At 43.8% G+C, this 25,500-nt stretch carries 24 protein-coding genes; 7 read left to right on the top strand and 17 right to left on the bottom strand.

Translation table 11 applies throughout. The annotated features are described in order from the left end of the window. The first annotated feature begins 358 nt into the window (after positions 1-358). Positions 359-1,390 carry a glycosyl hydrolase gene (locus ACXHJ1_RS16095; RefSeq protein WP_107733325.1) on the top strand — a complete coding sequence of 344 codons (1,032 nt, stop codon included), beginning with the start codon at positions 359-361 and terminating at the stop codon, positions 1,388-1,390. A gap of 71 nt (positions 1,391-1,461) precedes the next feature. On the opposite strand, the gene ACXHJ1_RS16090 is transcribed toward ACXHJ1_RS16095, so the two are convergent. From ACXHJ1_RS16090 to ACXHJ1_RS16065, 6 genes are all read right to left on the bottom strand, one after another. Further along, a complete protein-coding gene (locus tag ACXHJ1_RS16090) occupies positions 1,462-1,677 on the bottom strand; it encodes a hypothetical protein (protein ID WP_013371960.1) in 216 nt (71 codons plus the stop codon). Between the two features lie 189 nt (positions 1,678-1,866). After that, on the bottom strand, positions 1,867-2,967 hold the full coding sequence (locus tag ACXHJ1_RS16085; RefSeq protein ID WP_019688002.1) for a glycerol dehydrogenase: 1,101 nt from the start codon (positions 2,965-2,967) through the stop codon (positions 1,867-1,869). 133 nt (positions 2,968-3,100) lie between these two features. Continuing rightward, positions 3,101-3,577 carry a GNAT family N-acetyltransferase gene (locus ACXHJ1_RS16080; RefSeq protein WP_230681874.1) on the bottom strand — a complete coding sequence of 159 codons (477 nt, stop codon included), beginning with the start codon at positions 3,575-3,577 and terminating at the stop codon, positions 3,101-3,103. Positions 3,578-3,850: 273 nt separating this feature from the next. After that, complete coding sequence (locus ACXHJ1_RS16075; protein WP_457904909.1) at positions 3,851-4,837, bottom strand: ketoacyl-ACP synthase III; 987 nt, start codon at positions 4,835-4,837, stop codon at positions 3,851-3,853. Positions 4,838-4,868: 31 nt separating this feature from the next. Then, entirely contained in the window at positions 4,869-5,219 is a 351-nt protein-coding gene (locus ACXHJ1_RS16070; protein ID WP_107733323.1) for a hypothetical protein, read from the bottom strand. 186 nt (positions 5,220-5,405) lie between these two features. Continuing rightward, a complete protein-coding gene (locus ACXHJ1_RS16065; RefSeq protein WP_457904908.1) occupies positions 5,406-6,059 on the bottom strand; it encodes a cell wall hydrolase in 654 nt (217 codons plus the stop codon). A gap of 456 nt (positions 6,060-6,515) precedes the next feature. Between ACXHJ1_RS16065 and ACXHJ1_RS16060 the strand changes: the two genes are divergently transcribed. Further along, positions 6,516-7,187, top strand: a complete 672-nt coding sequence (locus ACXHJ1_RS16060) for a cupin domain-containing protein (protein ID WP_107733321.1) — start codon at positions 6,516-6,518, stop codon at positions 7,185-7,187. Between the two features lie 109 nt (positions 7,188-7,296). Next, positions 7,297-7,524, top strand: a complete 228-nt coding sequence (locus ACXHJ1_RS16055) for an LSm family protein (RefSeq protein ID WP_016821505.1) — start codon at positions 7,297-7,299, stop codon at positions 7,522-7,524. Positions 7,525-7,711: 187 nt separating this feature from the next. Here ACXHJ1_RS16055 and ACXHJ1_RS16050 read toward each other — a convergent pair whose 3' ends face one another. Beyond that, positions 7,712-7,840 carry a hypothetical protein gene (locus ACXHJ1_RS16050; RefSeq protein ID WP_016821506.1) on the bottom strand — a complete coding sequence of 43 codons (129 nt, stop codon included), beginning with the start codon at positions 7,838-7,840 and terminating at the stop codon, positions 7,712-7,714. Between the two features lie 169 nt (positions 7,841-8,009). Between ACXHJ1_RS16050 and ACXHJ1_RS16045 the strand changes: the two genes are divergently transcribed. After that, a complete protein-coding gene (locus tag ACXHJ1_RS16045; RefSeq protein WP_016821507.1) occupies positions 8,010-8,276 on the top strand; it encodes a DUF2642 domain-containing protein in 267 nt (88 codons plus the stop codon). A gap of 69 nt (positions 8,277-8,345) precedes the next feature. Here the strand turns inward: ACXHJ1_RS16045 and ACXHJ1_RS16040 are convergent, their stop codons facing one another. Continuing rightward, entirely contained in the window at positions 8,346-9,890 is a 1,545-nt protein-coding gene (locus tag ACXHJ1_RS16040) for a GH25 family lysozyme (protein ID WP_107733320.1), read from the bottom strand. 236 nt (positions 9,891-10,126) lie between these two features. Further along, positions 10,127-11,152 carry a YeiH family protein gene (locus ACXHJ1_RS16035; protein ID WP_457904907.1) on the bottom strand — a complete coding sequence of 342 codons (1,026 nt, stop codon included), beginning with the start codon at positions 11,150-11,152 and terminating at the stop codon, positions 10,127-10,129. Positions 11,153-11,270: 118 nt separating this feature from the next. Between ACXHJ1_RS16035 and ACXHJ1_RS16030 the strand changes: the two genes are divergently transcribed. Next, positions 11,271-12,158 carry a LysR family transcriptional regulator gene (locus tag ACXHJ1_RS16030; RefSeq protein WP_025365328.1) on the top strand — a complete coding sequence of 296 codons (888 nt, stop codon included), beginning with the start codon at positions 11,271-11,273 and terminating at the stop codon, positions 12,156-12,158. Between the two features lie 58 nt (positions 12,159-12,216). Here ACXHJ1_RS16030 and ACXHJ1_RS16025 read toward each other — a convergent pair whose 3' ends face one another. From ACXHJ1_RS16025 to ACXHJ1_RS15995, 7 genes are all read right to left on the bottom strand, one after another. Beyond that, positions 12,217-13,794 carry a glycoside hydrolase family 43 protein gene (locus ACXHJ1_RS16025; protein ID WP_025365329.1) on the bottom strand — a complete coding sequence of 526 codons (1,578 nt, stop codon included), beginning with the start codon at positions 13,792-13,794 and terminating at the stop codon, positions 12,217-12,219. Then, positions 13,788-14,768, bottom strand: coding sequence for a pectinesterase family protein (locus ACXHJ1_RS16020; protein WP_016821512.1), 981 nt, complete (start codon positions 14,766-14,768; stop codon positions 13,788-13,790). Before ACXHJ1_RS16020 ends, ACXHJ1_RS16025 begins: the two co-directional genes overlap by 7 nt. A 25-nt stretch (positions 14,769-14,793) precedes the next feature. Further along, positions 14,794-15,678, bottom strand: coding sequence for a dienelactone hydrolase family protein (locus ACXHJ1_RS16015; protein WP_016821513.1), 885 nt, complete (start codon positions 15,676-15,678; stop codon positions 14,794-14,796). 24 nt (positions 15,679-15,702) lie between these two features. Then, positions 15,703-17,064 carry a glycoside hydrolase family 28 protein gene (locus ACXHJ1_RS16010; protein ID WP_025365332.1) on the bottom strand — a complete coding sequence of 454 codons (1,362 nt, stop codon included), beginning with the start codon at positions 17,062-17,064 and terminating at the stop codon, positions 15,703-15,705. 134 nt (positions 17,065-17,198) lie between these two features. Then, positions 17,199-18,719, bottom strand: coding sequence for an extracellular solute-binding protein (locus ACXHJ1_RS16005; RefSeq protein WP_019688014.1), 1,521 nt, complete (start codon positions 18,717-18,719; stop codon positions 17,199-17,201). Between the two features lie 28 nt (positions 18,720-18,747). Next, positions 18,748-19,371: a YesL family protein gene (locus ACXHJ1_RS16000; RefSeq protein WP_016821516.1), complete on the bottom strand. Its 624-nt coding sequence runs from the start codon at positions 19,369-19,371 to the stop codon at positions 18,748-18,750. Between the two features lie 21 nt (positions 19,372-19,392). Beyond that, complete coding sequence (locus tag ACXHJ1_RS15995) at positions 19,393-20,358, bottom strand: ABC transporter permease (protein ID WP_016821517.1); 966 nt, start codon at positions 20,356-20,358, stop codon at positions 19,393-19,395. A gap of 269 nt (positions 20,359-20,627) precedes the next feature. Here ACXHJ1_RS15995 and ACXHJ1_RS15990 point away from each other — a divergent pair, with 269 nt between their 5' ends. Continuing rightward, the gene (locus tag ACXHJ1_RS15990; protein ID WP_016821518.1) at positions 20,628-21,527 is read left to right on the top strand and encodes a carbohydrate ABC transporter permease; all 900 of its coding nucleotides are present in this window, start codon (positions 20,628-20,630) and stop codon (positions 21,525-21,527) included. Here ACXHJ1_RS15990 and ACXHJ1_RS15985 read toward each other — a convergent pair. Further along, positions 21,524-23,785 (bottom strand): helix-turn-helix transcriptional regulator, encoded by a 2,262-nt coding sequence (locus tag ACXHJ1_RS15985; RefSeq protein WP_457904906.1) that lies wholly within the window; start codon positions 23,783-23,785, stop codon positions 21,524-21,526. The two genes, ACXHJ1_RS15990 and ACXHJ1_RS15985, sit on opposite strands and share 4 nt — an antisense overlap. Positions 23,786-23,950: 165 nt before the next feature. On the opposite strand from ACXHJ1_RS15985, the gene ACXHJ1_RS15980 reads away from it, so the two are divergent. Continuing rightward, positions 23,951-25,447, top strand: a complete 1,497-nt coding sequence (locus tag ACXHJ1_RS15980) for a GDSL-type esterase/lipase family protein (RefSeq protein WP_457904905.1) — start codon at positions 23,951-23,953, stop codon at positions 25,445-25,447. Positions 25,448-25,500: the final 53 nt, after the last annotated feature.

Raw genomic sequence — 25,500 nt, 5'->3', positions numbered from 1 at the left:
GCGGTTACAACCTGCATATTCTGTTTGTAGACCTAGGAGGAGGATACGGATGTCCCCTATTTTTATAGCTAGTTTAATGATAATGGGTATATTTTTATTTCAGGCAGCCATCATTTTGGGCATCATACATTGGGTTTCTAAACGTACCAAGCGTCCAGCACAAACCAAAATGTACCTTATAGTGGGTTTGCTTGTTTTTATATCAGGCTTCCTTGTGTGGGACAATTGGATACAATCGCAGGAACTCAATGGGTGGACTATGATTAGTCTGATAATGATCATGATTAGCGCCTACATACAACTTAGAAAACACAAAGAAAAACACTAATCCCATTACCAGCATCAAAGGAGGAGCGCCATGAAATCTCACTCAACACGCTTTTGGTTACAGAGGGTGCTACTGCTAATGCTTGTTTTACTCTTTAGCGGCTCTCAACAATCGTTCATTGTTGCCGATGCCGCCCCGCCAATTAATGCTCATGCCTCTGCCAAAGCCAGGCAATTACTTGCCTATTTAACTAATGTACCGGATGGTATGCTAATTTCTGGACAGCATGATTATTTAGAGGCACCGGATGAACAAAATAACAAGCTGCAACAAATCAGCGGACAATACGCAGGACTTCACGGCTATGAGTTTGGTGGGTTGGCTAATCAGTCCCGTACTGCTTTACGAGAGCAACGTCAGCGCGTTGTGAATAGTGCTATTGAATGGAGCCAGGACGGCGGAATCGTAGCTATCACCTTTCATCAGGCGTTACCGGGCAAGCCAAAAACGTGGAAAAACGTACAAGCAAAAATTACTCAAGCTGAATTTAATCGTTACATCACGCCGGGTACCCCGCAATATAAGCAGCTCATCGCTGATTTGGACGAGGCGGCTCTGTCCCTTAAGACCTTACGGGATGCGGATGTACCAGTTTTATGGAGACCCTATCATGAAATGAACGGCAACTGGTTTTGGTGGGGGAACAAACAAAATTACGCTAAGCTGTGGGATCTAATGTATGATCGGTTCGTACATGTCCATCATTTAGATAACCTATTGTGGGTCTGGAGTCCCAATGCCCCGAACGCATACAGCACGCCCTATAATCTGTCCTTTCCAGGCATTAACCGGGTAGATGTGCTTGCAGCCGATATCTATAATAATGATTACAAATCCTCCTACTACACTGAATTGCTAAAGCTTGCACAAGGCAAGCCTATGGGAATCGGAGAAAGCGATATTCTGCCAAGTGCGAAGGTGCTACAGAATCAGCCAGCCTGGGCTTATGCTATGACATGGGGAAAGGAACTGTCGGCAACTAATTCGTCGGCAACCATTAGACATTTTATGAACCAAAATAATATTATCACACGAGATCTTCTCCATGAGTCCCTCCGCTGAAAGAAAAAAGCTTGTACTTTGCTCCTAGAGCGAAATACAAGCTTTTTTCATACCCAGTCAAAAGAAACTCTCTAACTATTTCTGATTACCTCTTCAAGATCAAGATCGGCATACGCCTCTTCACCAAGATGTACGGATACAATGGTGTAGATCCGCTTGGTTAATCTAGACATCAGCCGATCACCTGGTGCTACGGAATATTCTTCCCGAAAATCCCCAATCTTGTGAAAACCGCTGGACATATGGATGTACAAGTTGCCCCTACGTGTTTTACCATGTACCAACATCAAATCTCCTCCTGCTGTGTGACCAACCTAATTTCCCTGTTATATCTATATCGGTCAGAACAAGATAGGATATAAGTCCCTGGTCCCTTCTTTCGTTTCACTCGTTAGTGCACATAAACGAAACGGGCCTGTCAATGTTATGACAGACCCGTCTTTGTAAAATTCACTTTTCGGATTAGAAAGAAACTATTATTGATAGGATTCTGCAATCGCATTGGCTGCGATGATTGCATTATACACATCATCAGGACTAACCGGGAACGGCATGTTGATCATTGTATCATTTGCCGCACAAGCAGCTTCAGCCACCTGGCGCCATTCAGCCTCAACAAATTCCTCTACACCCAGGTCACGAAGAGTTAATGGAAGCCCTACATCCTTAACCAGCTTAATCACAGTCTCCAGCTCTTCTTTTGGCGCGTTTTCCAGCACCAGCTGAGTTAACAAGCCAAAAGTAACTTTCTCACCATGCTGTGCTTTGTGAAGCGAAGGGACAGCCGTCATACCATTATGAATAGCATGTGCCGCTGCCAATCCACCTGATTCTGCTCCGACACCACTCAGATAAATAGTCGCTTCAATCGTATCCTCAACCGCACGAGTATACACTTTACGATCCACTGCGCGTTTGGCCTTCACAGCATTTTCCAGCAATGTATCATAACAAAGGCGAGCCAGTCCCAGACCTGTAGTGGAAGGCTTGTTCAGCACCAGATTGTCCCCATTGGCCTGGTAGCAGGCACGAGCTTCAAAATAAGTGGCCAGTGCATCACCGATTCCTGCTGCAAAGAAACGTGCAGGCGCCGCTGCCAAAATACCTGTATCCGCAAGTACTACATCTGGATTCGTAGGCAGGAACAAATATTCGTCAAAAGAGCCATCCTTCTTGTAAATAACCGCAAGCGCGGTACAAGGAGCATCTGTAGAAGCAATCGTTGGAAAAATAACAACAGGCAGCTTTTCATAATATGCTGTTGCCTTGGCGGTATCCAGCGTTTTTCCCCCGCCAATCCCTATAATGATGTTCGAACCATGTTTGCGTACTAATTCACGGTTACGATCAATCTCTTCTTTTGTACATTCATATTGGAATTTCTCAAAGACCACCTGGTTACCAGCTGCTTCAATCGAAGCACCTGCCTCCTTTTGGGCTCTTTCAAGGATAAACTCATCGCAAATAACATAAGCCTTATCGCCATAATCCTTGATGTAGTCATTTAACGACGAGAGTAGATTTTGTCCAGAAATAAATTTCTTGGGTGAAGTAACGGACCTTACAACGTTTGCCATGTAAATTCCTCCTCAGCTTTGACTCATACTCAAATTAATAATGATTTGGGCATGTGACCCCTTAACTATAAACCTATTTTCACATTATTAAAAGGCTTATTATGGAATATTTTATGAACAAATTGTGTATCTATTATTCTTGAAGAGTCGAAATCCATTCAGAGTACAGGATACCCATCATAATACGATCATAGCTGTTGCCATCACGGAGAACAGCGGAACGAACTCTACCCTCCAGCTGGAATCCTGCCTTCTCATAGGTACGGATCGCTTGTGTATTGTACTCAATCACATCCAAGCCGACCCGATTAAGATTCAGCTCATAAAATGCATAACGAAGAATGAGACGTATAGCTTCCGCTCCAAACCCCTTGCCACGGTAGTCTGTATTACCTATACCTACTGCCAGCTGCCCGCAGCGATTATTCCACTCAATCCCATGAATAGCAACAAATCCGATCAAGACATCGTCTGCCAATGTTCTTAACCGAAAATAGATCTCGTTAGAGCTAGGAGATCCTTCCGATTCCATCTGTTTCAACGTGTAGGGGAGTGCCAAATCCGTATCTACATTTCGCAAATACTTCGCATCCTCACCCCATTTGAACATCAGTTCAGCATCTTCTTCCCTGACTGCGGCCAGTTTTATTCGTTCCCCGTAAAACAAATTTTCGATTTTAATAACCCTTCAGCTCCTATTATGAATTGTGTACGATGTTTTCCGTCATCATTGTCATGTTATCCAATGTCCGCAATATGAGCTCTCCCTTATGAATTCAATGTTTAAATTTTACAAAATAATCACCCCTAACACAACCAAATCATTACAATTATCATGGTGGGAAATACAAAAAGACCTTGCAGCTGCAAGGTCTTCGTATTCCTAATATTTGAACAACATAGCAACCAGTTGATATCCAGCTCCGATCGTCCAGAATAGCACATGATCGCCACGCCGGATACGACCTGATCCAATACCTTCATATAGAGCAATGAACGGGCTGCTGGTACCTGTATAACCATAACGATCACCCACATAAATCATCTGATCATCCTCTAGCTCCAAATGATCCTGGATCTTCAACACATTGGCCAATGAAAACTGCGACAGACAATAAGCCCGCACATCCTGAGGCGTCAGCCCATTCTTTTTTATAATGCGTTCAAGCAGCTCAAATGTTGGAGGCAGGGCCATATTGGCGTCGAACGGAAGCCACTGAATATATTTTCCGGGCGCGTTCCTTTGGAGTGTCGCCGCTAACCCCTGAGCCGGGTACAAAATTTTATCTATATTGACGGGGTCCGTAAAATACAGGGAATCTATGAATCCAGTTTCCTCTTCAGTACGCTCCAAAATAACTGCGCACGCAGCATCCCCATAGTTCGCATAAGTAATCTCATCCGCAGGATCGGAAATGAGCGAATTATAATCTGAGCCGATAATAAGCGCTGTCCGTACATCGGGATTAGATAACATCGACCGACTGGCTTGATCGACAGCTACTGTCATCCCTGCACAATTCGCATTGGAATCCATCACTGCCACATCATGTCTGGCCCCAATCGCCTGGTGAACAAACAAGGCATTCATCGGAAACAGCGACTCAGGAACTTGAGTGGAGAACACGATCATATCCACATCACGACCTGTCATACCAGCTTGCTCCAATGCTTTTTGCGCAGCTGCTATCCCCATAGTTAGACCGTTTTCGTTGGGGTCATCAATGATATAGCGATGTTTTCTTCCCATATGCTCCATGAAGCGTCGGATATCTTTTCCCCGCTCGTCAAAATGGCGAATAAAATATTCGTTATTCAACGAGTGGGACGGATGATACACTCCCAGTGCTTTTATTCTGATATGGCTCATCAGGTTTCCCCCTTACTCATACGTCAGCGCATTATTGTACTACAATATCTACGTTGTTTAATCCTGCTTCACGTGCTACGCGACCAAGCTGCATTTTAATAATCGTTTGCTGGAGGCTGATAACAAAAATTATTTTGGCAAATCCAGTTTCTTTATAACGTACAAAAGAGCCCTTCAGTTTCTCTACTTCACCCGGTCCCAAAAGTGCCATTTGGGTGCAGTCTACCTTGAGTGTAAAGCTCGATGCCTGAATAGATGAAGTTTTGGCGATATAATCCTTTACAAAGCTGTCGTACTCCTCTTGGCTAAAAACTCCATTCACTGCCATATGTACCGTTTTAATGACTTGATCCACTTCGATGGTATAAGGATGTTGACTCATTTTAGAAAGACTCCTTTGATTTCATTTTTTGTCTATTAAGAGTATCGGAATAATAGGTAGAATTTTTAATATAAAACGAGATACATCACCCCTAATATATTACAAATTTGTGAATACACAAAAAGCCGTCACCACTTCTAGAAGAAGCTACTGACGGCTGAAAAAATTACAAATGCTCATATGGAATTAATTCGTAAATGTATGACGACCAAGTGAGATGACAGCCGGACGGCTTTTACTCCATTTGGCTGTGGCAATCGCTGGGTTGTAATAAAACAAGGACCCATTGGTCGGATCAGCCCCATTAAGTGCCTGTCTGGCTGCTCGGTACGCAGTCTTGTTGGGCTTCAGGCGGTATTGACCATCCTGTACAGCGGTGAATTGACCCGGCTGTAAAATAACGTCGGGAATCGAGCTTGGAAACTCGCCGGACTGCACACGGTTTAATACTACAGCGCCAACAGCTACTTGTCCTTCAAACGATTCCCCACGCGCCTCGGAATAAATGATCCGTGCCAGTTGATCCAACGCGGTTACGCGGACCTTTCCGAACGAATCCAGCTTGGCCTGTGTTGCCGCTCCCGCTATACCATCAGGCGTCAGACCGTTATCCTTCTGAAAACGAGCCACCGCTTTACTGGTCAAAGAGCCATAGTATCCCGTAAAACCAGCTTTGAAGTAACCGAGTGAATGAAGCTGCTGTTGAAGCTCCAGCACCCGTTCGCTTTGAATCCCTTTCTTTAAAGCTGACGATTGTGCCTGTGCTTGTCCTGGTGCGACTGATAATACAGCACCCAATAAACATGCGCAGGACAGGATTAAAATAGATAATTTTTTCATATTCCAGACAACCTCCTCTTTCATGTTCTGTCCGGTGCAACCATTCCGGCCTGTACAACTCAGGGACGTTTATCCGATGATGCTTCTTTTGCCATAACTTATGACTAGCTGCGGAAATGACGCGTGGCTACATATGGAATCGGATATTGATGCATTCACACGTCCGTTGCAGTATACCACAAGCCGCATTTACGTATCATCCGGCTCTGGTCCTAAGAATAACTAAGCTAATAAAACACCATTCCTAAGGGGCTGATGTGTATGAGAGGGCAATAGACCACATTTCGACTACACTTGAATACGTGACTTTTTTCGCTATTTTTCGATTCAATCTACCCAGGACCTGAATCTGACATTTGCTTTTTCAAACCACATTTTGTGCACATAAATATAGGCGAATGCATAGGGTAGCGTACGATCATTCATTTCGAGTAACAGAAAGGCAGGAAAGGACACGTGAATTCATATATGGATTACACCTCTCCCACTGTACAGTTCACCTATGATTTAAGCGACAATATTTTGTTTCAGAAAGATGCTCAGAACTCAATCAACGAGCTGTCGATCCAGCAGTTGAATACATTAGCAAATGTATCGCTACTGGATATCCGTCTCAGCACTGCTAATGTTGTAGAGCCTCACTACCATCAAAATGCCACAGAACTAATATACTGTATTTCTGGAGCAGTGACCGTGTCACTGATTAATCCCTTTACCCGCGAGTTACGACATTTTCCGATTACACCTGGACAGGTGGCTAACGTCCCTCAGGGATGGTGGCATTATCTAGTCGCCACGGTGGACGACACTCACTTGTTGGCGATTTTCAACGCTCCAGTCCCTGAATTCATTTTAGGCTCCGATGTTTTGCGGCTAACGCCGAGTAACATTATGGCTCATACTTACTGCCTGGATGAGAAAAAGGTTCAGGAAGCGCTCGCCCCTATTAAAAAAACTGTCATCATCGGTCCTCCCAATGACTGCAAGCAGCAGCCACCTCGAAAACCAGGGATTCATGTAAGGCTAAACGATACTTCATCACATCGTCAGATCGCCCCCCAAAGAGGTTACACCTATACTCATGGATACCCTGGCTTTTCCTTTAATCCCTATCAAGAGCAAGATTAACCCTAGTCAGACCTTAAGTACGCCGGAATCCCCCTTCCCTGTATGTTCGCCGTTACCATAAGACTTTCCCTCTCATAAAATGCCAATGTGTATAAGAGGGGGTGATTGAATGGACGCTTACTACAACTGTTTGAACTGTATGAATAAAAAGGTGCGTATTCTCACCATTGACGGAAAACAGTACGAAGGAACCATTACGGATGTGGATCGTAAAAATGTGTACTTAAAAACCGAGCGGAACGGACGTGTACAAACGTCTGCCTTTTATCCTTACGGGTATGGTGATCAAATCTTAACTTTGAGCCTATTTACCCTATTAGCGATTGCTTTAATTTAATCCTCATCCATCTCCCGTTTCGGCTTATTGATGCCAAAACACCCCATTTGACAGCTCCCCAGCCCCGCACAGTTGTGTTGGGCTTGTGCGCTGTTATTTGGGGTGTTTTATCATACAATCTATTCTCTAAAACACTTAACCCCCCACCGGTAATATACCAATGGGGGGTTAAGCTACTCAATTGAATTTAGATCCAGAAAGACTTTGTAATGATAACGAGCAGAATGAACAATACCAGAATAGCTCCTGTCGATGTCCAAACGCCTGGGTAGCCCCCTACCGAACCGCCACCGCAACCTCTTTCACATTCACTCATGGATCATTGCCTCCTTTAATTCAAGGTACAACATAGCTTATGTATGGAGCTTTCCTATGGACCGGGCTTTTTGGCAATGTTATGAATATTTTCACGGATGGGCATTAGCCTACACCTTTCCTAGGCAGGAGCATAGGATATCACAACTAATCCTGAAGGAGTGAAGCAATTGAATTCAAATCAAATGTTTAATTATAACGTTAACCAACCTTTTCCTCACCATCCTACCTCCCACCATGTCGTGGTACACCCCGTAGATCCATATGTCGTAGAGACATTAAAATCAATGATCGGCAAGTACGTTGTACTTGAAACAACACGTGGCAGAATTGATGGATGTGTAGTAGATAGTAAGCCTGACCATGTCATCTTGGATGTATACGGAAAAAAATTCTTTGTTCGAATCAGCGAAATCGTATGGATCATGCCCAACTAAACAAATCAGACATTAAAAATCCTCGCAGATCCTATCCGGATTCGCGAGGATTAATCATGACATGACCCTCTAATCAAGCGAGCCTGCCAATGAAGCACGAAGTTCATCTATCGTTCCATTGTACTCATCTAGATCGACTTGGCCGCTAATACCTGGAACACTGCCTGTGCTACTGTATTGCCAAGCCCACCAGCTATTCCAAGCTGGAACTGCGGTCGGCTTTTGCGTAGTGCTGTATCGCGCTACCCACAATTTATACATAGAAAACGTAGGATCAAACTTGGAAGCAAAGACATTTCCCGTGTATACGATCGGCTCACGTCCGGTAAGCTTCTCCATTTCATCCAAAAATGCATGAGCCACTTCACTGATCTGTGCGGAAGTAAGACCTTTAGGATTATTTTCATAATCCATCACAGGGGGCAGATCCAGCCTTCCTCCTGCTGAATCTAGAGCCCTGGCGAAATTAGCTGCTTCCTGGCGAGCTCCATCTACGGTAGTTGCGTTTAAAAAGTGATAAGCGCCAACCAGGATGTTAGCATCTCTGGCCCCCTGAACATTTGCTAAAAATTGATTATCTTGATACTTGGTGCCCTCTGTAGCTTTAATAAAAGCAAATGTCTTGCCTGCTGCCGCCACCTGCTGCCAATCAATATTGCCATTATGGTGCGAGACGTCAATCCCCTGCGCGTGTCCGTCAGAAGAAATCGTAGGCTCAACAGGTATAGTAGATATAACAGTATCGGTAGATGCTGACTCCTCCGAAGCCTGATCCAACGCTATGACAACTTTACCATCATCTGCATTAATAAGATGAAAGGGTGTGCTGTGATCAAGATCAACCACAATACGTGCCGAGGCTGGGTTTGTGCTAAACATGGAGTATCTTACCTTGGAAGCATCTAGATCTTCTGTGACTAGAAAGCTTCCTTGTCCACCATTGTTAATAGATTGCGAAGCTGGAAATTCCTCGCCAAACTTCGAATCAGGTATATCTATAACAATACGATCTGGTTGAGTCAATGTGGTTACTTTGGGGCTTACCTTTCCATCCACCGTTATCATCAATTCGTGATTGTTGAAGCTAATTTGGTGTATAGCTGTACGCTCACTCTCTGTAGCATCACTTGCAGCTTGAGTAGCAGAGTGATCACGGGTGGTCACGCTGTTTCCGCTTGAAGCAGACGGAGTCGTCAAAAATACAGTTTTAAGTTCGTTGTTCCAGGCCACTTCAACTCCTGTCTGTTCAGATACAAAACGAAGTGGAACATAAGTCGTTCCCCCGTTCAGCAAAGGAGCTACAGCCAACCCCATCGGTTGATTATTAACTGAGGCAATGGGATTGTTGACCTGAAGGCTCAGGTTGAGATTTTGTTTATGTATAGTTATGGTCCCTGTCTTGGATTCCCAATTCACACGATAACCCAATTCCTCTACAATAAGACGGAGTGGAACCAGCACATTGCCCTTTACTTCCTGAATCTGCGCGCCCTTGCTGACACTTATATCTTTACCGTCCAGCTGAATATGTGAATTTGAAGACGCAGCGTGACTTTCTCCTGGAAATGCTAATAGAAACAGAAACAAAAAAGCAAATAAACTAATTTTCTTCATATGTACCCTACCAATCTCTAATTTTTCACTATGTAAATTTTACATTCTATGCACCTCTGAAGCCTCCATTTTGATAGACGCGACTCCTATGTAAAAAGTTACGATTCATTCATTATATATTTCAGCCTTGTAATACGAAAGCACTAAAAAGCTCCGCCAGCTATACGCAAGCAGAGCTCTTTCCAGTTTTACTAATCTCATTTGCTACAATCTCATCACAAGCACATACTTCCAATTTATACAGTTACAAACGTTAGCCCTACAAGAATGATCGAAGTAACAGACAGTACAAGTAAGGGCAGCATTGCTTTCTCTCTTAAAGTGTTAAAGCTCACATTCAGCCCCATGCCTACCATAGCCATCGTTAACATAAAGGTAGTAAGCTGAGAAAGTTCGTTCATTAGATTAGGTGGAACTAAAATATATTTTCCAAAAACATAACTTCCCAAAATACTTGCCGCAATAAAGCCAATGAGGAACCAGGGGAACTCCACTTTAGTACCTGTACGAATCTTTCCGGTTCGTTTCATCCAATACATTAAAATAAAGCTAAGCGGTATGAGTAAGAAGACACGCCCCAGTTTGGCTAATAAACCCATGGCAAGAGCATCCTGTCCGGCAGGCGCTGCTGCTAAGGCCACATGTGCAATTTCATGTAAGCTGATGCCCGACCAGATTCCATATTGCATATCCGTCAGAGGAAGCCAAGGTCGAAGCACTGTAAACAAAATAGCAAATACCGTTCCGACCAAGGCAATGAGTCCAACTCCTATGGCTGTATCCTCATCGTCGGACTTTAACAAGGGAGAAACAGCTGCTATTGCTGCTGCACCGCAAACTCCTGTTCCAATCCCTAGAAGTAGAGAAAGCGAAGCATCTGCCTTACATCGTTTGGCCAGCCAAACCGTAAAAAAAATGGCGAACACCACAGTGCCTACATCACGTAAAAGCAACCCCAGCCCCTGATGAATAACAACATCCATATTCAGCTTCAGTCCATATAACACAATAGCTCCGCGCAGTATTTTCTTAGCTGAAAATTCAATTCCTGAGCGTACAGCTTCAGGATATCCCCACAACTGTCGGTATAGTATAGCGAGAAACATCGCACATGCCAATGGACCTACATAATGAAAGCCTGGTACTTCATTCAGGACGTATCCTGCCAGTGCAAAGATCATCGTTAGCACAATGCCGAATAAAAACCGAAACAATCGACCTTTGTTCAATAAAAGTTTACTGTGTTGAATATGACTTTTCATGCTGATTCCCTCCAATTCTACATACATACAGCTTAATATGTATTTTGTCATAAGAAAAATAAATCATTATAATAATGATAATAAGTAAATAGGCATGATTAAATTGGAGGAATAAGCTTTGGATCAATCTTTAGTCGTTTTTGTTAGGGTTGCGGAGAAACAAAATTTTACACGAGCTGCTGAGGCACTACATATGACCCAACCTGCGGTAAGTCAATATATTCAAACACTGGAACGCAGTGTAGGAACCCGGCTCTTGGAGCGAAGTAATAAATATGTGCGCTTAACTAAAGCAGGTGAAATTGTGTATCATCATGCCCAGGAGATTATCCGACTCCATACACGTATGCAGTACTTGGTGGATGAGCTAATGCATACGGCAAAGGGTAACCTGTCTATTGGTGCAAGCTACACGTATGGTGAATATGTATTACCACATGTAATTGCGCAAATGAGAATTCAGTACCCACTCATTCAGCCCTCCATTACCATCGGCAATACATTGGAAATTGAAAAGCTCGTGATCCATAATCAACTGGATGTGGGCATTATCGAAGGAGAATTTCAGCATGACCATTTGCACATTGAATCCTTCGCCGATGATGAAATGGTTATTGTCGTTCCGCAAAATCATCGTTTGGCCGGTAAATCTCAAGTGGATATAAATGAGCTGCATGAGGACATCTGGATTCTGCGGGAAGAAGGCTCTGGAACTCGGGAGGCGGCTGAAAAGATGTTTGCACAGCTTCGATTTTATCCTTCTCATATGATGAATTTTGGCAGTACACAGATCATCAAAGAGTCGGTAGAAGCAGGCTTGGGGATTTCTTTGCTGTCCCAATGGGTAATTCAAAAGGAACTTGCTTTGGGAACATTAGAAGTATTGGATATTCTCAATCTCCCGTTCATTCGGAAATTTTCTTTTCTGACCCCTTCTGCGATATTTGAGACGAAAGCAACCACTGCTTTTTTGGAGATTTTGCGAGATTATAATGTGAAAAGGTAATCTGCGAAAGAAAAAAAGCACCCATTAAGGTGCTTGCAGTATAGTCAGTATTATATTTTTATGAGGAGAGATGGTCCTTACCATGGTATAAGAAGTGGGAGAAATCAGCATGGCTTCCTTGGAATTGTTGCATATCATGAGCTGCAATACCTACAAAATTCCCTGTAAATCCTCCAGACAAAAAGCTGATATCCTGTATTTCAAAAAGTCGCGTCCAGGAAGGTTCATCTCCAACTCCATAATAAAATTGTGCATGGGATGCATGAACCTCTACAGCCAAATGTACAGGAAGATCATTCTGAAGGGCAATCACTTGCGGAATTAGCGTAAATGAATTAGCTTCACAGCGCATCATGCGCAGCACTTTTCCCACTCCCTCTTCATAGCTAACATACGCATACAAATAGTCTTCTTCATTGAGATACAGCAAAAGTCCCGCCATTTGCAAATAGCTGGTTGGCTGATACTCCAGTGCTGTTTCTACCCGGAAATGATGATCCGTTTGCCGAATGGCAAGCACGTGATGCTGGAACAGACTTTGTATGGATTCTCCAGCATGGATTCGAAGATAGCCTGGGCGTTGACTTAATGAACACCAGCTATCGTCCGCCAGGATACGCAATGTGTTCCACGTTTTGTCAAGTGTGGGGCCCTCGAAAAAGTCTTCGAAAATATACTTCTGCTGCTCTTGCTGAACCAAGATTGTCCCTTGAGGCGCAGGCACCTCCAATTGGGGTGTATGGCCCCCGGCGGTTAACCGCAGCCAGCCTTCATCATTCCAATATACTTGCTGTAACGCTGTCTCGCGCCCTAAAATGGCGTATTTCCCCTCCACTGGACGTGTACATAAATGAGCCATATACCATTCTCCGTCCGGTGTTTCCACAAGACTGCCATGTCCTGCGCATTGTAAAGGGAAATTCAGCAGATCACGAGACGTAAGCATCGGGTTATGCGGGTCCACTTCATACGGGCCGGTTATCTGCTTGGAGCGTGCTACGGTAACTGCATGCCCCGTACCCGTTCCACCTTCCGCTGTAACAAGATAATAATAACCGTTCTGCCTGTAGATGTGGGGCGCTTCTGTCTTCTTCAATGGAGTGCAATCAAAAATTTTAATAGGCTCGCCAACAAGCCGCTGTTGACTGCTGTCATACTCCTGCATGACAATACCCGATGACTTATTGCTTTCCAACATGCGGTAATCCCACAACGCGTTCAGCAGCCATTTGCGTCCATCCTCATCATGAAATAAAGATGGATCAAATCCACTACTATTCAGATAAACGGGTTCCGACCACGGTCCGTTGATCGTGGGTGCCGTTATCACAAAATTATGAACGTCCTTGAACGGACGCTTGGTGCTTTTCACATCTGTATAGAGCAGATAAAAAAGGTTATCCGCATAGCTTAATTGCGGTGCCCAAATGCTGCAATTTTTCGGGTTCCCTCTCAAATCAACCTGGTCAGTCAAAATATCCGTGCAGTGCTCCCAATGAGCCAAATCTTTGGACTGATACACCCGTACTCCAGGCAGCCACTCAAATGATGACACTACAATATAGTAAGTATCTTCGACTCGCGTAATACACGGATCGGGATTAAAGCCTTTTAATATAGGGTTTTGGATCAACATGAGACATCACTTCTCCTTACTTTCCAAAATGTGACTCCCTCAAAAACCTGCTCCTTGCTCCATGCTTCTGTCCTCGCTTCAAAGCAATCCGCCCACGGAACACGCTGCTTACGTAATAAAGCTATTTCATCAGATCCGCCATATTCCTGATAGCAGACGGTTTTCTCATTCGCGACATTGTCCCAATTGTCCCAGCCGCGTGGGTCGATATGGTCGCCCATTTTACAATCGACAAATACGGTTTTGGCATATTCCCGCCATGGACGGCCCAAAAAAACAGGAGTAATATCAGGCTCTGCGGTTAAATAGCAATGATCGAATACATAGCCGTACGTTTGTCCTTGCGGTGTAGAGGCGGCTGTAACGTAGCTTGTATGGTTCTTATGATGACGCAAACTACGAATCTCGCAATCTTCAAAGTAAGCGGTAGCCCCGCCAAAAATGAAATCTATCGTACCCTCGATGTAACAATGCTGATAAAGCTGGCGATAGTGTGCATGGTGTTCTTTCAAAGGAATTCCACCAAACTTTAATCGTTCTTTGGGTGCAGGAGGCAGAGGGCCTGTAAATAACGTGTCCTGGTACCCTTTAAAGGTGCAGTTTCTAAAGACGGTTTGATCACAATGAGCGTATACCGCAACGGCCTGCCCAATGTGTTCTCCCTGTCCGGCCGTGTTGGAAATGATGAGATTTTCCAAGATTAGATGGCTGCCGCCTATAAATAAAGTCGGTGTCGCAAAGGTTCCTATTTCCTCACCTGCTTCATTCCGCTCCTTGGCATACCGGTCCATATGAATCTCTACCTGCCCGATGCCTATGATATGTAGATTTGAACGGTAAATCCGCACTTCTTCCTCATAGGTACCCGATAAAATAGTTAGCGTTTCCATTTCGTTGGAAGGCGATTGCTCCAATACATGAATCGCCTCCTGAATGGTGTGGAAATCACAAAAGGATTCTTTTCCGACTAGCATGGTTACCCCAATCCTTTCATTTGATTTACAAGTGTTCAGCTAAAAATGACTGCCAAGCCGTTCGCATTTCCAATGTCTCCATATGGCCACCGCCCGCAATCACAGGCTGCCAATGCTCAGGGTGACCTGCTTTCTGATAAGCTTCCAACAAACCCTTGGCCAAATGCTCGACTCCTTCTATAGGACACATCCGATCATTTTGACCTGTTATACTCATCCGTGGACGAGGTGCGATCCGCTTTTGAATATCCAGCGTGGTGAAATGCTTCAACAAGCCGGGGACATAGGAATAGAAGCCATGATGATCCAATCCCCTTTTAGCGATCAGCGTATGGGCATCTACCTGTCCGCAGATATCCACCGTGACCTGTATTCGTTCATCTAAAGCAGCCATCCACCATGCCATAAGTCCACCCATCGACATGCCGATCGTTGCGATACGGGAAGCATCAATGTCCTCACGCTGGCACATATAATCTACCAAACGACGGTTATCATACAGCATCATGCCCCACAGCACCTGACCCTGCCAGAGCATTTCTTTTACCAGCTCGCTCTCGGTTTTGCCTCCACGCTCATTGAAGCCCCACATGTCGATACAGCACACGCAATACCCCATGTCTGTCAGAGCTGTAGCAAACGAGGGCTGCTGTAGGTAAGAACTGCTATGAAGCAGTTCCTTACGTCCATTCGTATAGTTGCCCCCATGCGAATGGTTAAATACGACCAATGGGAACGGACCGTCCCCTTGTAAGGGTGTAGCTACATAAGCGGGTACAGACTCAATCCCATTCAAGTCCAGCAGGAGACACTCCAGTCGATAACCCTCCCGCTCTTCTTGATTCAGTAGAGTCGCCGTTATAGGGCGATCTGCCGGAAGGTCTCCCAACAATGCTTGCAACTTATCCACGTTTTATGCTCCTTTCATCCCCTCCTATTTCACAACATTTTGTTCAGAAGGTTGTATCGTTACTTGTTCTATCAGCTTTTCAGGCTGAGCTGTATTCTTCGAATGACAACGATTGATTTCAACATCTTCCCCATTTTCAATGTAAAAGGCAGGACCTTCATGATTTTCAATCGTAACCTGTTGAAAACGAATATCCCTCACATTACCTAGATAAAAACCACGGTTATTCATATCTTCAATCCCTGTCATCATGGCCGGACGACCGGGAATCGCATTTTTAGCCATAGATATATCAATATTGGAAAATGTAATTTCAGCAATATATTGTTCTGCAAGTCCGTATAAGAAACCAGCCGCCGCATGAACCTGACGTGCCGTGATATTGGAAAAATGGATTCTTCTAAAGCACGGAGTTTCATCAGTAATTGGATAGGGATTTTTATCCCACACATATTTGTCCTTGCCCCGAGGTCCGCAGAAATAATACAGGTTTAGAATAAATGGACAAATGACCTCCTCCATCACAATGTTGCTGATACGAATATCCTCGATGATTCCACCGCGTCCCCGTCTTGATTTCAGACGTATGCCCCGATCCGTTTGCTTGAACACGCAATTGCTGATCGTAACATTACGAATATCTCCGCTCATTTCGCTTCCCAGTACGACAGCACCATGACCATGCACCATTGTACAGTTGGTAATCGTAATATTTTCACAAGGAATCCGCTCATGGGTATCTTCGGTTCCTGCTTTGATCGCAATACAATCATCACCTACATCAATATTGCAGTTGCTAATACGAACATTGGAACAGGATTCGGGATTAATGCCATCCGTATTGGGAGAGTCGGCTGGGTTAAGAATGGACAAATTGTCAATCGTAACGTTATAGCAAGCAATGGGGTTTACAGTCCAACTGGGGGAATTTTTTAACATGAGGTCTTTAATGGTGACCCGTTGACAGCGGTCAAAGCTGATTAATTTGGGTCTTGGATACTGCAACTCTTCAGGGTGATTCCGATGCTTTTCCCACCACGGTTGACCATTTCCGTCCAGTGTTCCGCTGCCTGTAATCGAAATATTCTCAAGGTTCTCTCCATAAATGCACGATGCATGTACTTCACGCTGAACGCCTTCCCATCTGGATTCTACTACAGGGTAATCTGCCAGTTCCGTACTGAAGGAAAGAATTGCGCCGGGGCTTAAATGCAGCTCAATGTTACTTTTCAGAATAATAGCACCCGTCAGGTATGTTCCAGACGGAACAAAAACGGTGCCTCCACCAGCATTACTTGCTGCTTCAATGGCAGCCGCAATCGCCTCTGTCGCCATCGTCGTACCATCCTGAACTGCTCCATAATCTACAATGTTATATAATTGCATTTCGTTCTCTCCTGTCTTTATTTTTTGTGAATAAAACGCAGTAGGCGGAATGGTGCTGGACAAGTGTCAGCGATATTAAGCACCATCCGCCTGCGTAGTGACAATTCATGTACACTAATGTTCAGCCTATATCTTTATTTTTTCGTTTTCTTATACGCTTCTTCATACTCAGTGGTAATTCGTGCTCCGCCTGACTTTTTCCAGTTTTCTACAGCTGCTTTAAATCCGGCTTCATCAATTTCACCCATAATAAATTTGAAGGAGGCGTCGGTAATGATTTTCTCCAGCTCTGTTCCTTGTTCATTAGCGGTGGCTGAATCCAGTGGCACTGTCGGGTCCAGAACAGCAAATTTATTATTTTCTCGCACTAATTCATTAGCCATTTCCTTTTCCGGATTGGCATCCTTTAAGTTATAGGTCACTTCACTTGGTCTGGAGCTTGAAAATGGCTGAACGTCTGCTTGCCACAAATCTGTATTCGTAATTTTAAAGGAACCATCTTTTTCGATTTTATAATGAGTACCTTCAATACCACCGGTCATGTACATATATACATCTTTGTCAATTAAATCATCTACAAATTGCAGCAGTCTCTTCAACTCAGCTTCTGTCTTTACTTCAGATTTCGGAAATGCCAGCAAGCCTCCTACCCCGCTTCCTTCAGACCATACGTGATATTGGCCATCTCCATTAGAAATCTTGTTAACAGGTACCAGCTTCAGCCCTTTTTGTAAGCCTTGAGACAAGGTTCTAAGGTTAGAGATATCAATCATGCCTGTATAAATCCCTGCTTTACCTTGTGCAAATTGTTGTTGCTGGTCCGTTTTAGCGGTTACGGCAAAGTCTTTGGAGAGGTATCCGTTTTTGTATAATTTATTGGAATACTTTAAGGTCTCCAAATATTGAGGAGTATCAAATTCCGGCGTAAACTTGCCGTTTTCATCTACTTTCCAGCCATTAGGTGTCCCAAAGTAGGAGCTTAATGTTTTGAAGCTGCTGTAACGCAGATCCGATCTGTCAACAAACCCAGTCGTATCATTTTTTCCATTGCCATCTGGATCATCTTCTGTAAACGCTCTCGCAACTTCATACAACTCATCCAGTGTGGTCGGCACTTTCAGTCCTAAGCGATCGAGCCAATCCTGACGAATGACCAGACCCGCCCGAGCCAGATTTTTCTGGAACGGAACACCATACAGTACCCCTTCAATAGAAGCAGCTTCGCGCACTTCAGGCGGGATCTTCTTCAAATTTTCATAATCATCCAAGTATTTGCCTACATCCCAGAATAATCCTGATTTCAATGAACTACGCACTGATGAATTTGTCATCATCGTCAAAGTCACCATGTCTGCCAATTCACCAGAAGCCAGTGCGGTGGTAATTCTCTCTTCCTTGGAAGCATCCGGCACCCAGTTGAACGTAATTTTGGAATTGGTGTATTCTTCGATTTTGCTTTTAATCGTTTCTGTAGGCGGAGAGGCTGTATGCAATACGTTTAGCCAGGTAAATTCCAGTTTGGATTTGGGATCATAGGTTTGGCTGGCTTGATCCTCAGTCCCCTTGTCGCCACAAGCAGTTAGAAAAACACTCATGACCATAAGTCCGGCAAGAAGACCCGATACTCCCTTTTTCATCGCGGTTCTTTTCTTCATCGTGTTTGCTCCTTTTTCGTTTGTATATTCATGCCATATCTTCCTCTTTCACCAGAACCTCTCGCTCTATTTTGCTGAATACCTGGTGCGTCATCCACATCACGAGATAACCGATGATGCTCGCTCCGGCAAAAGTTAGAATTCCTGGGTATAAGCCTAGAATTAATGCATAAAGCACGACAATGGCTACAAAAAGAACAAGTGTATATTGTAAATACGAAAATCCAATGACGATCGACATCTTGATCTTCAGCTTGATGCCTTTCCAATCATAGTGAGCCAGTAACGGAAAAATGTATGCCAAAGAGATCAGATACAAAAAGGCACCCATCAGTGTCACCACACGAACATACCAGGATGAGCTGTTGACGATATCCACGTAGAGCACGTAACCCACAAGGCTGTATAGCCCGCCAATGATGGCTGCTTCCTTAAAGCTTTCTTTAAAGTAACGTACAAACGTCGAGAAAATGGCGACTTCCTCATTGCCCCGAATCCACTGCCTTAAAATACTAAGCATAGCAACGGTTGCAGGCCCTACACCTATAAAACCCAAGCCCAGGATTGTCGCAATCGTCCACAGCAAGTTAAGGTAGACCAGGCGTAGCAGGCGCATGCACCATTTGTTCATGTTTTCTACAAACCGTACCATTTTGCATCCTTCCCGTCGTCATTAGTAAACGCCGTCCTCACCAAATTTCTTAGCGAGTCGATTGGAGAACATAATCAGAATTAAACCTACTACACCTTTGAAAAGTCCTACCGTCGTACTGAAACTTAATTGTCCATTCTTTAAGCCCGCAGTATAAATATAGGTGTCAAAGATTTCGGCAACCTCGCGGTTTAATGAGTTCAATAGCAGATACATATGTTCAAAGCCCAAATCCAGCGTGCTACCGATTTTCAAAATTAACAAAGTAATAATAACCGGGCGGATCGCTGGCAACGTCACGTGCCATGTCTTTCTCAAACGTCCAGCACCGTCCATTTCTGCTGCCTCATACAATTGTGTATCCACCACTGTAATTGCAGATAAATAAATGATGGTAGACCAGCCAAGTTCCTTCCAAATCACTTGCCCGATATAGACCGTTCGCAGCCACTGCGGTGATGTTAAGAAGCTGATCTTCTCACCACCTAGTGCGGCAATCAGTTCATTCAGCACACCGCCGTCCACCGTCAGGAATACATAAGAAATCGAAACGATGATAACCCATGACATAAAGTGCGGAATGTAGATGATGGTTTGAATTATATTTTTGAAAAACATCTTCCTAACCTCGTTCAGCATGAGCGCCAATATAATGGGCAATGGAAAAAAGATTACAATATTCAGTGCAAATAAAACCAGCGTATTGCGAAGCAACATAAAAAACGTAGGCTCTGTAAACAAACGAATAAAATGCTTCATTCCTACCCATGGACTGCCTGTAATTCCCTGAAAGGCTTGATAATCCTGAAATGCAATTACCAATCCTCCCATAGGGAAGTACTTGAAAATAATGAAGTACACCAACCCGGGTAAAACCATCAGATAGAGCAGCTTGTGTTTCTGCATTCGTAAAAGGCTTTCCGTCGTTCTTTTGTTCTTTTTCATTTTCATCTTCATGTTTGGTGCGGGGACACTTGAAACTTTCATTAGTTCGACCTCCTTTAAACGTTCCTGTATACGCTTTCAAGAGTACGTTATTTTCGTCATTCCGCATATAATCATCAAATGATAGCGTTTACAAAAATAGGCCAACAGCCTACTTTACAGCCTTTTCACCTTAGCTAATGATTACTACACAACTTAATGATCATCCTCTTTTTTCCACGCTTAGAGAACACCTCAAGATTTGATTATATACGGAATTCTTTGCTCTTGATAAGGTTTACATGTAAACGATTACAAGGAGGTCACCCACATTGGAACAACCATTAATCAAACCAAAATCACGAAAAAAAGAATCACTGGGCAGTCGTATTTTCAACATTGTAAACAGTACACTTTTGATTCTCATTGCCCTCACTTGTCTCTTACCTTTTTTGAATATCATCGCCAGCTCATTTGCTTCAACTGAGGAAGTAGTGGCCAAGAAGTTCATCTTATTCCCTGTAACTTTTTCACTGGATGCTTATCGCTATATCCTATCCACTCCAACGATTTTTAGAGGACTTGGGGTTTCGGTCGGAGTAACGATCGTGGGTACAGTTGTAAGTATGATTTTTACCGCTTTTATGGCTTATGGATTATCCCGAAAATATCTGCTTGGCCGCAATACGATTAACTTCATTGTCGTGTTTTCTATGTTGTTTAGCGGGGGGATGATTCCGACATTCCTCGTGGTCAAAAGCATGGGACTGATCAATTCGTATTGGTCCTTGATTCTGCCCGTAGCTATTAATGCATTTAACCTGATTATCATGCGTAACTTTTTTCAGGCATTGCCGGATGATTTGGAGGAATCGGCCAAGATGGACGGGTGCAACGATTTTGGTATCTTCTTTAAAATTATGTTGCCATTAGCCCTGCCTTCTATTGCAACCATTTCTTTATTCTACGCTGTTGCCTACTGGAATACGTATATGCACGCCATTCTCTATATCAATGACTCTGCCAAATGGCCAATTCAAGTCTTACTTCGCCAAATTGTTATCGTCTCCAGCGGTATGCAGGCAGAAGGAACTGCGGTAGATGTCATCCCGCCTGCGCAGACGATTAAGATGGCGGTCATTGTTATAGCGACCGTTCCGATGTTAATCGTGTATCCATTTGTGCAAAAGCACTTTGTCAAAGGAGCCTTGCTGGGGGCGGTTAAAGGTTAATTGGCTTGCTTCATCTTTCGATAAGCCCCTGGTGTAACCTGTTCTTTTTTTCGAAAAGAGCGGATAAAGTTTTGCGAATTATGATATTGAAGCCGCTCGGCGATTTCTTTAATCGTCATATCTGTCTCAACGAGCCATTTCTTGCTCATTTGCAGGCGATAGCCCATCAGAAATTCACTAAACGTCGTTCCGTATTCTTTTTTGAAAATACTGCTTAAATAATTTGGATTGTAATGCAGTCGATCTCCAATGAGTTCTAATGATAATTCCTGGTCATATTCAGCACGGATAATCGCAGCAATTTTCTCAGAGAGACAGCGGAATTGCTGGTTGGTCTTCTCCTTCATGCTTTTTACCATGGGGAAAATAACCTGTTCCAGCAGCATGCGTTCTATCTCCTCCGGGTTACGGATATCCAGCAAACGGTGATACAAGGCATGATTGTCTTGCGTTAGCAGTACTTCAATCCCTAATAGCTGCTCTAATTGGATGAGGTTATTGACAAAGCGTACCAGCAGCACTTCAAAGTTCATGGCATGGTTGTTCTTTGTCATCATTTCCGCCAATAAAGAGTGCACGGTGTGATATACCTGCTCTTCATCCCCTATGCGGATGGCATCAAACAGTTTGGATTCCAATTCCGCAGGATAATGCAGCAGCACCGGACCTGAAATGACCATGGAAATATCCTCATAAAAAATAATCGACTCTTTACCTAGGTTTAAACGGTGATGCAATGCTTGCTTGCTCATCTCACAAGCTTCTTTACTTTCTAATAAGTTATCATACGCTGTGCTGATACCGATGCTGATGGATACATTCAAATACTCTTTTACATTCTGAATCAAAAGCGTCGCATGATCCAGCACTTGCTTTCTCATTTCCTGTGCACTCTTACCTGCCAAAATTAATATGGTAGCCTGGGTGTTATCGTTCAATATGATCGGAAGCATACGCTGCTGCTCAGGAATCGTTTCTTCTACGATTTTGTTAATAGCCAGCAGTAAAACATCTTTATCCGAAGGTTCTCGATCTCCCAGATTATCCAGTTGAACCAACAAGGTAATATACATTTGATTCTCGATCTGCGGGTAGCCCAAGCGTGGCATTTTTCGTGCCAATTCCTCTGCGGAAACACGTTTGCGAAACAGGTTGAGAATCAATTGCGTTTCCAACTGTGGCATTTCGGACCGAATGAGACTTTCCAAGCTTTCCTTCTCTGTTACAATGTTGTCGATGGAATTAATAATCCACTCAATTTCATTTTTAGAAGGTTCATTTTTGAAAGCGAAGTTAGGATTTTTCGGTAAGCTGCGTTTTATTTGCTGGAATGGCTTGGTAAAGTAAATGGCAATGATGTATGCCACCACCACCATTAAAAGCGTTAATACAAGGCCCATCATGATAATCCCAAATTTGGTTGTTTGAAACGCGTTTGCAATCTCTTTTTTATCTAATACCGTTAAGTAAGTCCAATTGTTGTAAGCAGATTTAGCATAAATGATTTGCCGCGCTGGCTGATGCTCCGTTTTCTCCAATGTCAGCATGCCCGTGTTGTTTGATTTAGCAGTAACCTCTGAAATGTGCTGAAGCTGCTGAGTAGACAATAAGGGAGTAGCAGGCTCAGTTTCGTACATTAAGTCGCCTTTTTTATTCAAAATAAACACAGGCATATGATCCTCTGTTTGAATGGTATGGCTTAACGTCTGCGACGAAATATCAGATAGCGCGATGGCCTGTTTCTTTTTGGAAAACACAGGCAAGGTATTCACAAAACGGATTCCTTTATCTGTTTTAATCCAGAATAGTCCCTTATCCTGGTGGTCGATATAGGTACTAATCAGCTTTTCTCGTTCCGTTTTCGTCAAATAAGACAGGCTTCCATTGGAGATTCTCCAATTCTGATTTAGACTTATTAGTGAATACTCGGTTCCTTCTAATCCCATCGTAGCAATATAATTGAGCTGGGTATTTACATTCCGATACGCTACAAAATCTTTTTCTGTAATGGGATTTTTGACAACTTCATTAAAGGAACTGGTCGTGCTATACGTATTAAAAGCGTATTCAATCGTTTGGATTTTCTGTTCCAGGCTATTTCTGATCTGCGCCATGTAGCTTTGCTTGGTATTGGAAACTCTCTCCACAACGGAGCTAATTGTTGTAAAATAGATATAGCTGCCAAAGCTGGCCACCAATCCTATTCCCAAAACCAGAATCGTAATAAAAATAGTGTAGAACATTCTTCCTTTTTTCATTGCGCTCCCCCTTTGGTTCTTGGTATCACACCAAATTATAGCGCTTTCATAACAAGGTTTAAATCATTTTTTTCACGTGTGCATTATTTTTTACATCCGTATCATTCCAATTTAAGTTGATTTTATTTGGTTTGCGGCAGTTAAAAAGAAATTTGGAGGTCTCTTATGTTACATGTCGTTAGTTCTAAAGAACAGATTGTAAAAGAAGAATTTCCGTTAGACACTTCCTTTCTCTCCCTCTATCCCGTAGTGGCTCGTGAAGCTCGTCCTTTTGTATTGGTGTTACCTGGCGGTGGCTACGAGCATTTGGCCTCACATGAAGGAGAGCCGATCGCCCGGTGGTTAAATGATCTAGGTATTCATGCGGGTGTGCTGGAGTATCAGGTCGGGGATTTCGAGATTACCTCCTTGCTGGAGGATGTAGAACATGCCCTGCAATGGATTCGCCAAACACCGCATGACTGGCTAGTGATCCCTGATCAAGTGGGTCTCATCGGTTTTTCAGCAGGCGGTCACCTGGCCTCCATTGTCTCCACGATCGGAGCGGAAAAACCAAATCTTCTGATGTTGGGATACCCTGTCATTTCATTTCATGATCCTTATACGCATCTTGGAAGCCGTACGCACTTTTTAGGGGAACAGCCGACCCTGGAGCAGCTTCAAGCCTTTTCATCCGATCGGCAAGTGACTGCACAGACACCTCCGACTTTTATGTGGACAACAGCCAATGATGGCGCTGTACCAGTAGAAAATAGCCTGTTGTTCGCTTTCTCATTATCCAGAGAGCGTATTCCGTTTGAACTGCATGTATTTGAGGAAGGACGACACGGCTTGGGACTATCCGAGGACAACCTTGAATGCAGACAATGGCTTGACCTGGCGGAAAAATGGCTACAAAAACATGGATATGCGCAGGCAAGACAACAGATGACAACTCGACTGTTTATCGCAGGGGACTCTACTGCAGCTCAAAAAGGAGCAACCGAAAAACCGATGACAGGCTGGGGCGAACATTTGCAAGCTCATTTGGACTCTACTGTTCATGTGGACAATCGTGCCGTCAACGGACGAAGCACCAAATCTTTTATAGCAGAAGGGCGATTAGCTGATATTGAAAAAGATATTCAAGCTGGCGATTATTTGTTTATTCAATTTGGACACAATGATGAGAAAAAAGAAGACCCCATGCGCTACACCGATCCAGATGGAGAGTACCGTCTAAACTTAATTCAATACATTCAGTCCGCTCGGGAACGTGGCGGAATTCCAGTGCTGTTAACCTCTGTGAGCCGCCGCCGCTTTACCGCAAACGGTGAACCTGATCCGCTGGCCGTAGGAGCCTATCCCGCTGCCATGAGACAAGTAGCCAAGGAAACCCAGACACCGTTGCTCGATATTTTCGAAGCATCACAGCAGCTTTATCGTTCCATGGGCGAAAAAGAGTCCCAGCTTCTATTTATGCATTTGCCTGAAAAAACGCACCCTAATTACCCAGCTGGTGTAGCCGATAATACCCATTTTTCTGACGAAGGCGCAAGGAAGATCGCCCAGTTGGTGGCGGAAGCGATTCGTCAAAATACGGAGCTGTCTGCATTAAAACAACGCATGGTCGAAAGAAATCTAGATAGTAGCAAGAAGCTTGCACATCAACTTGTCAACTGATATCAAGTGCCATACATGCACATACGAAAAACGGATCTCGGACGAATCACTCC

It is taken from the genome of Paenibacillus sp. ALE2 (genome assembly GCF_054113385.1).
Note: the sequence above shows the minus strand (reverse complement) of the source record. Positions and strands in the feature narration are given on the sequence as shown.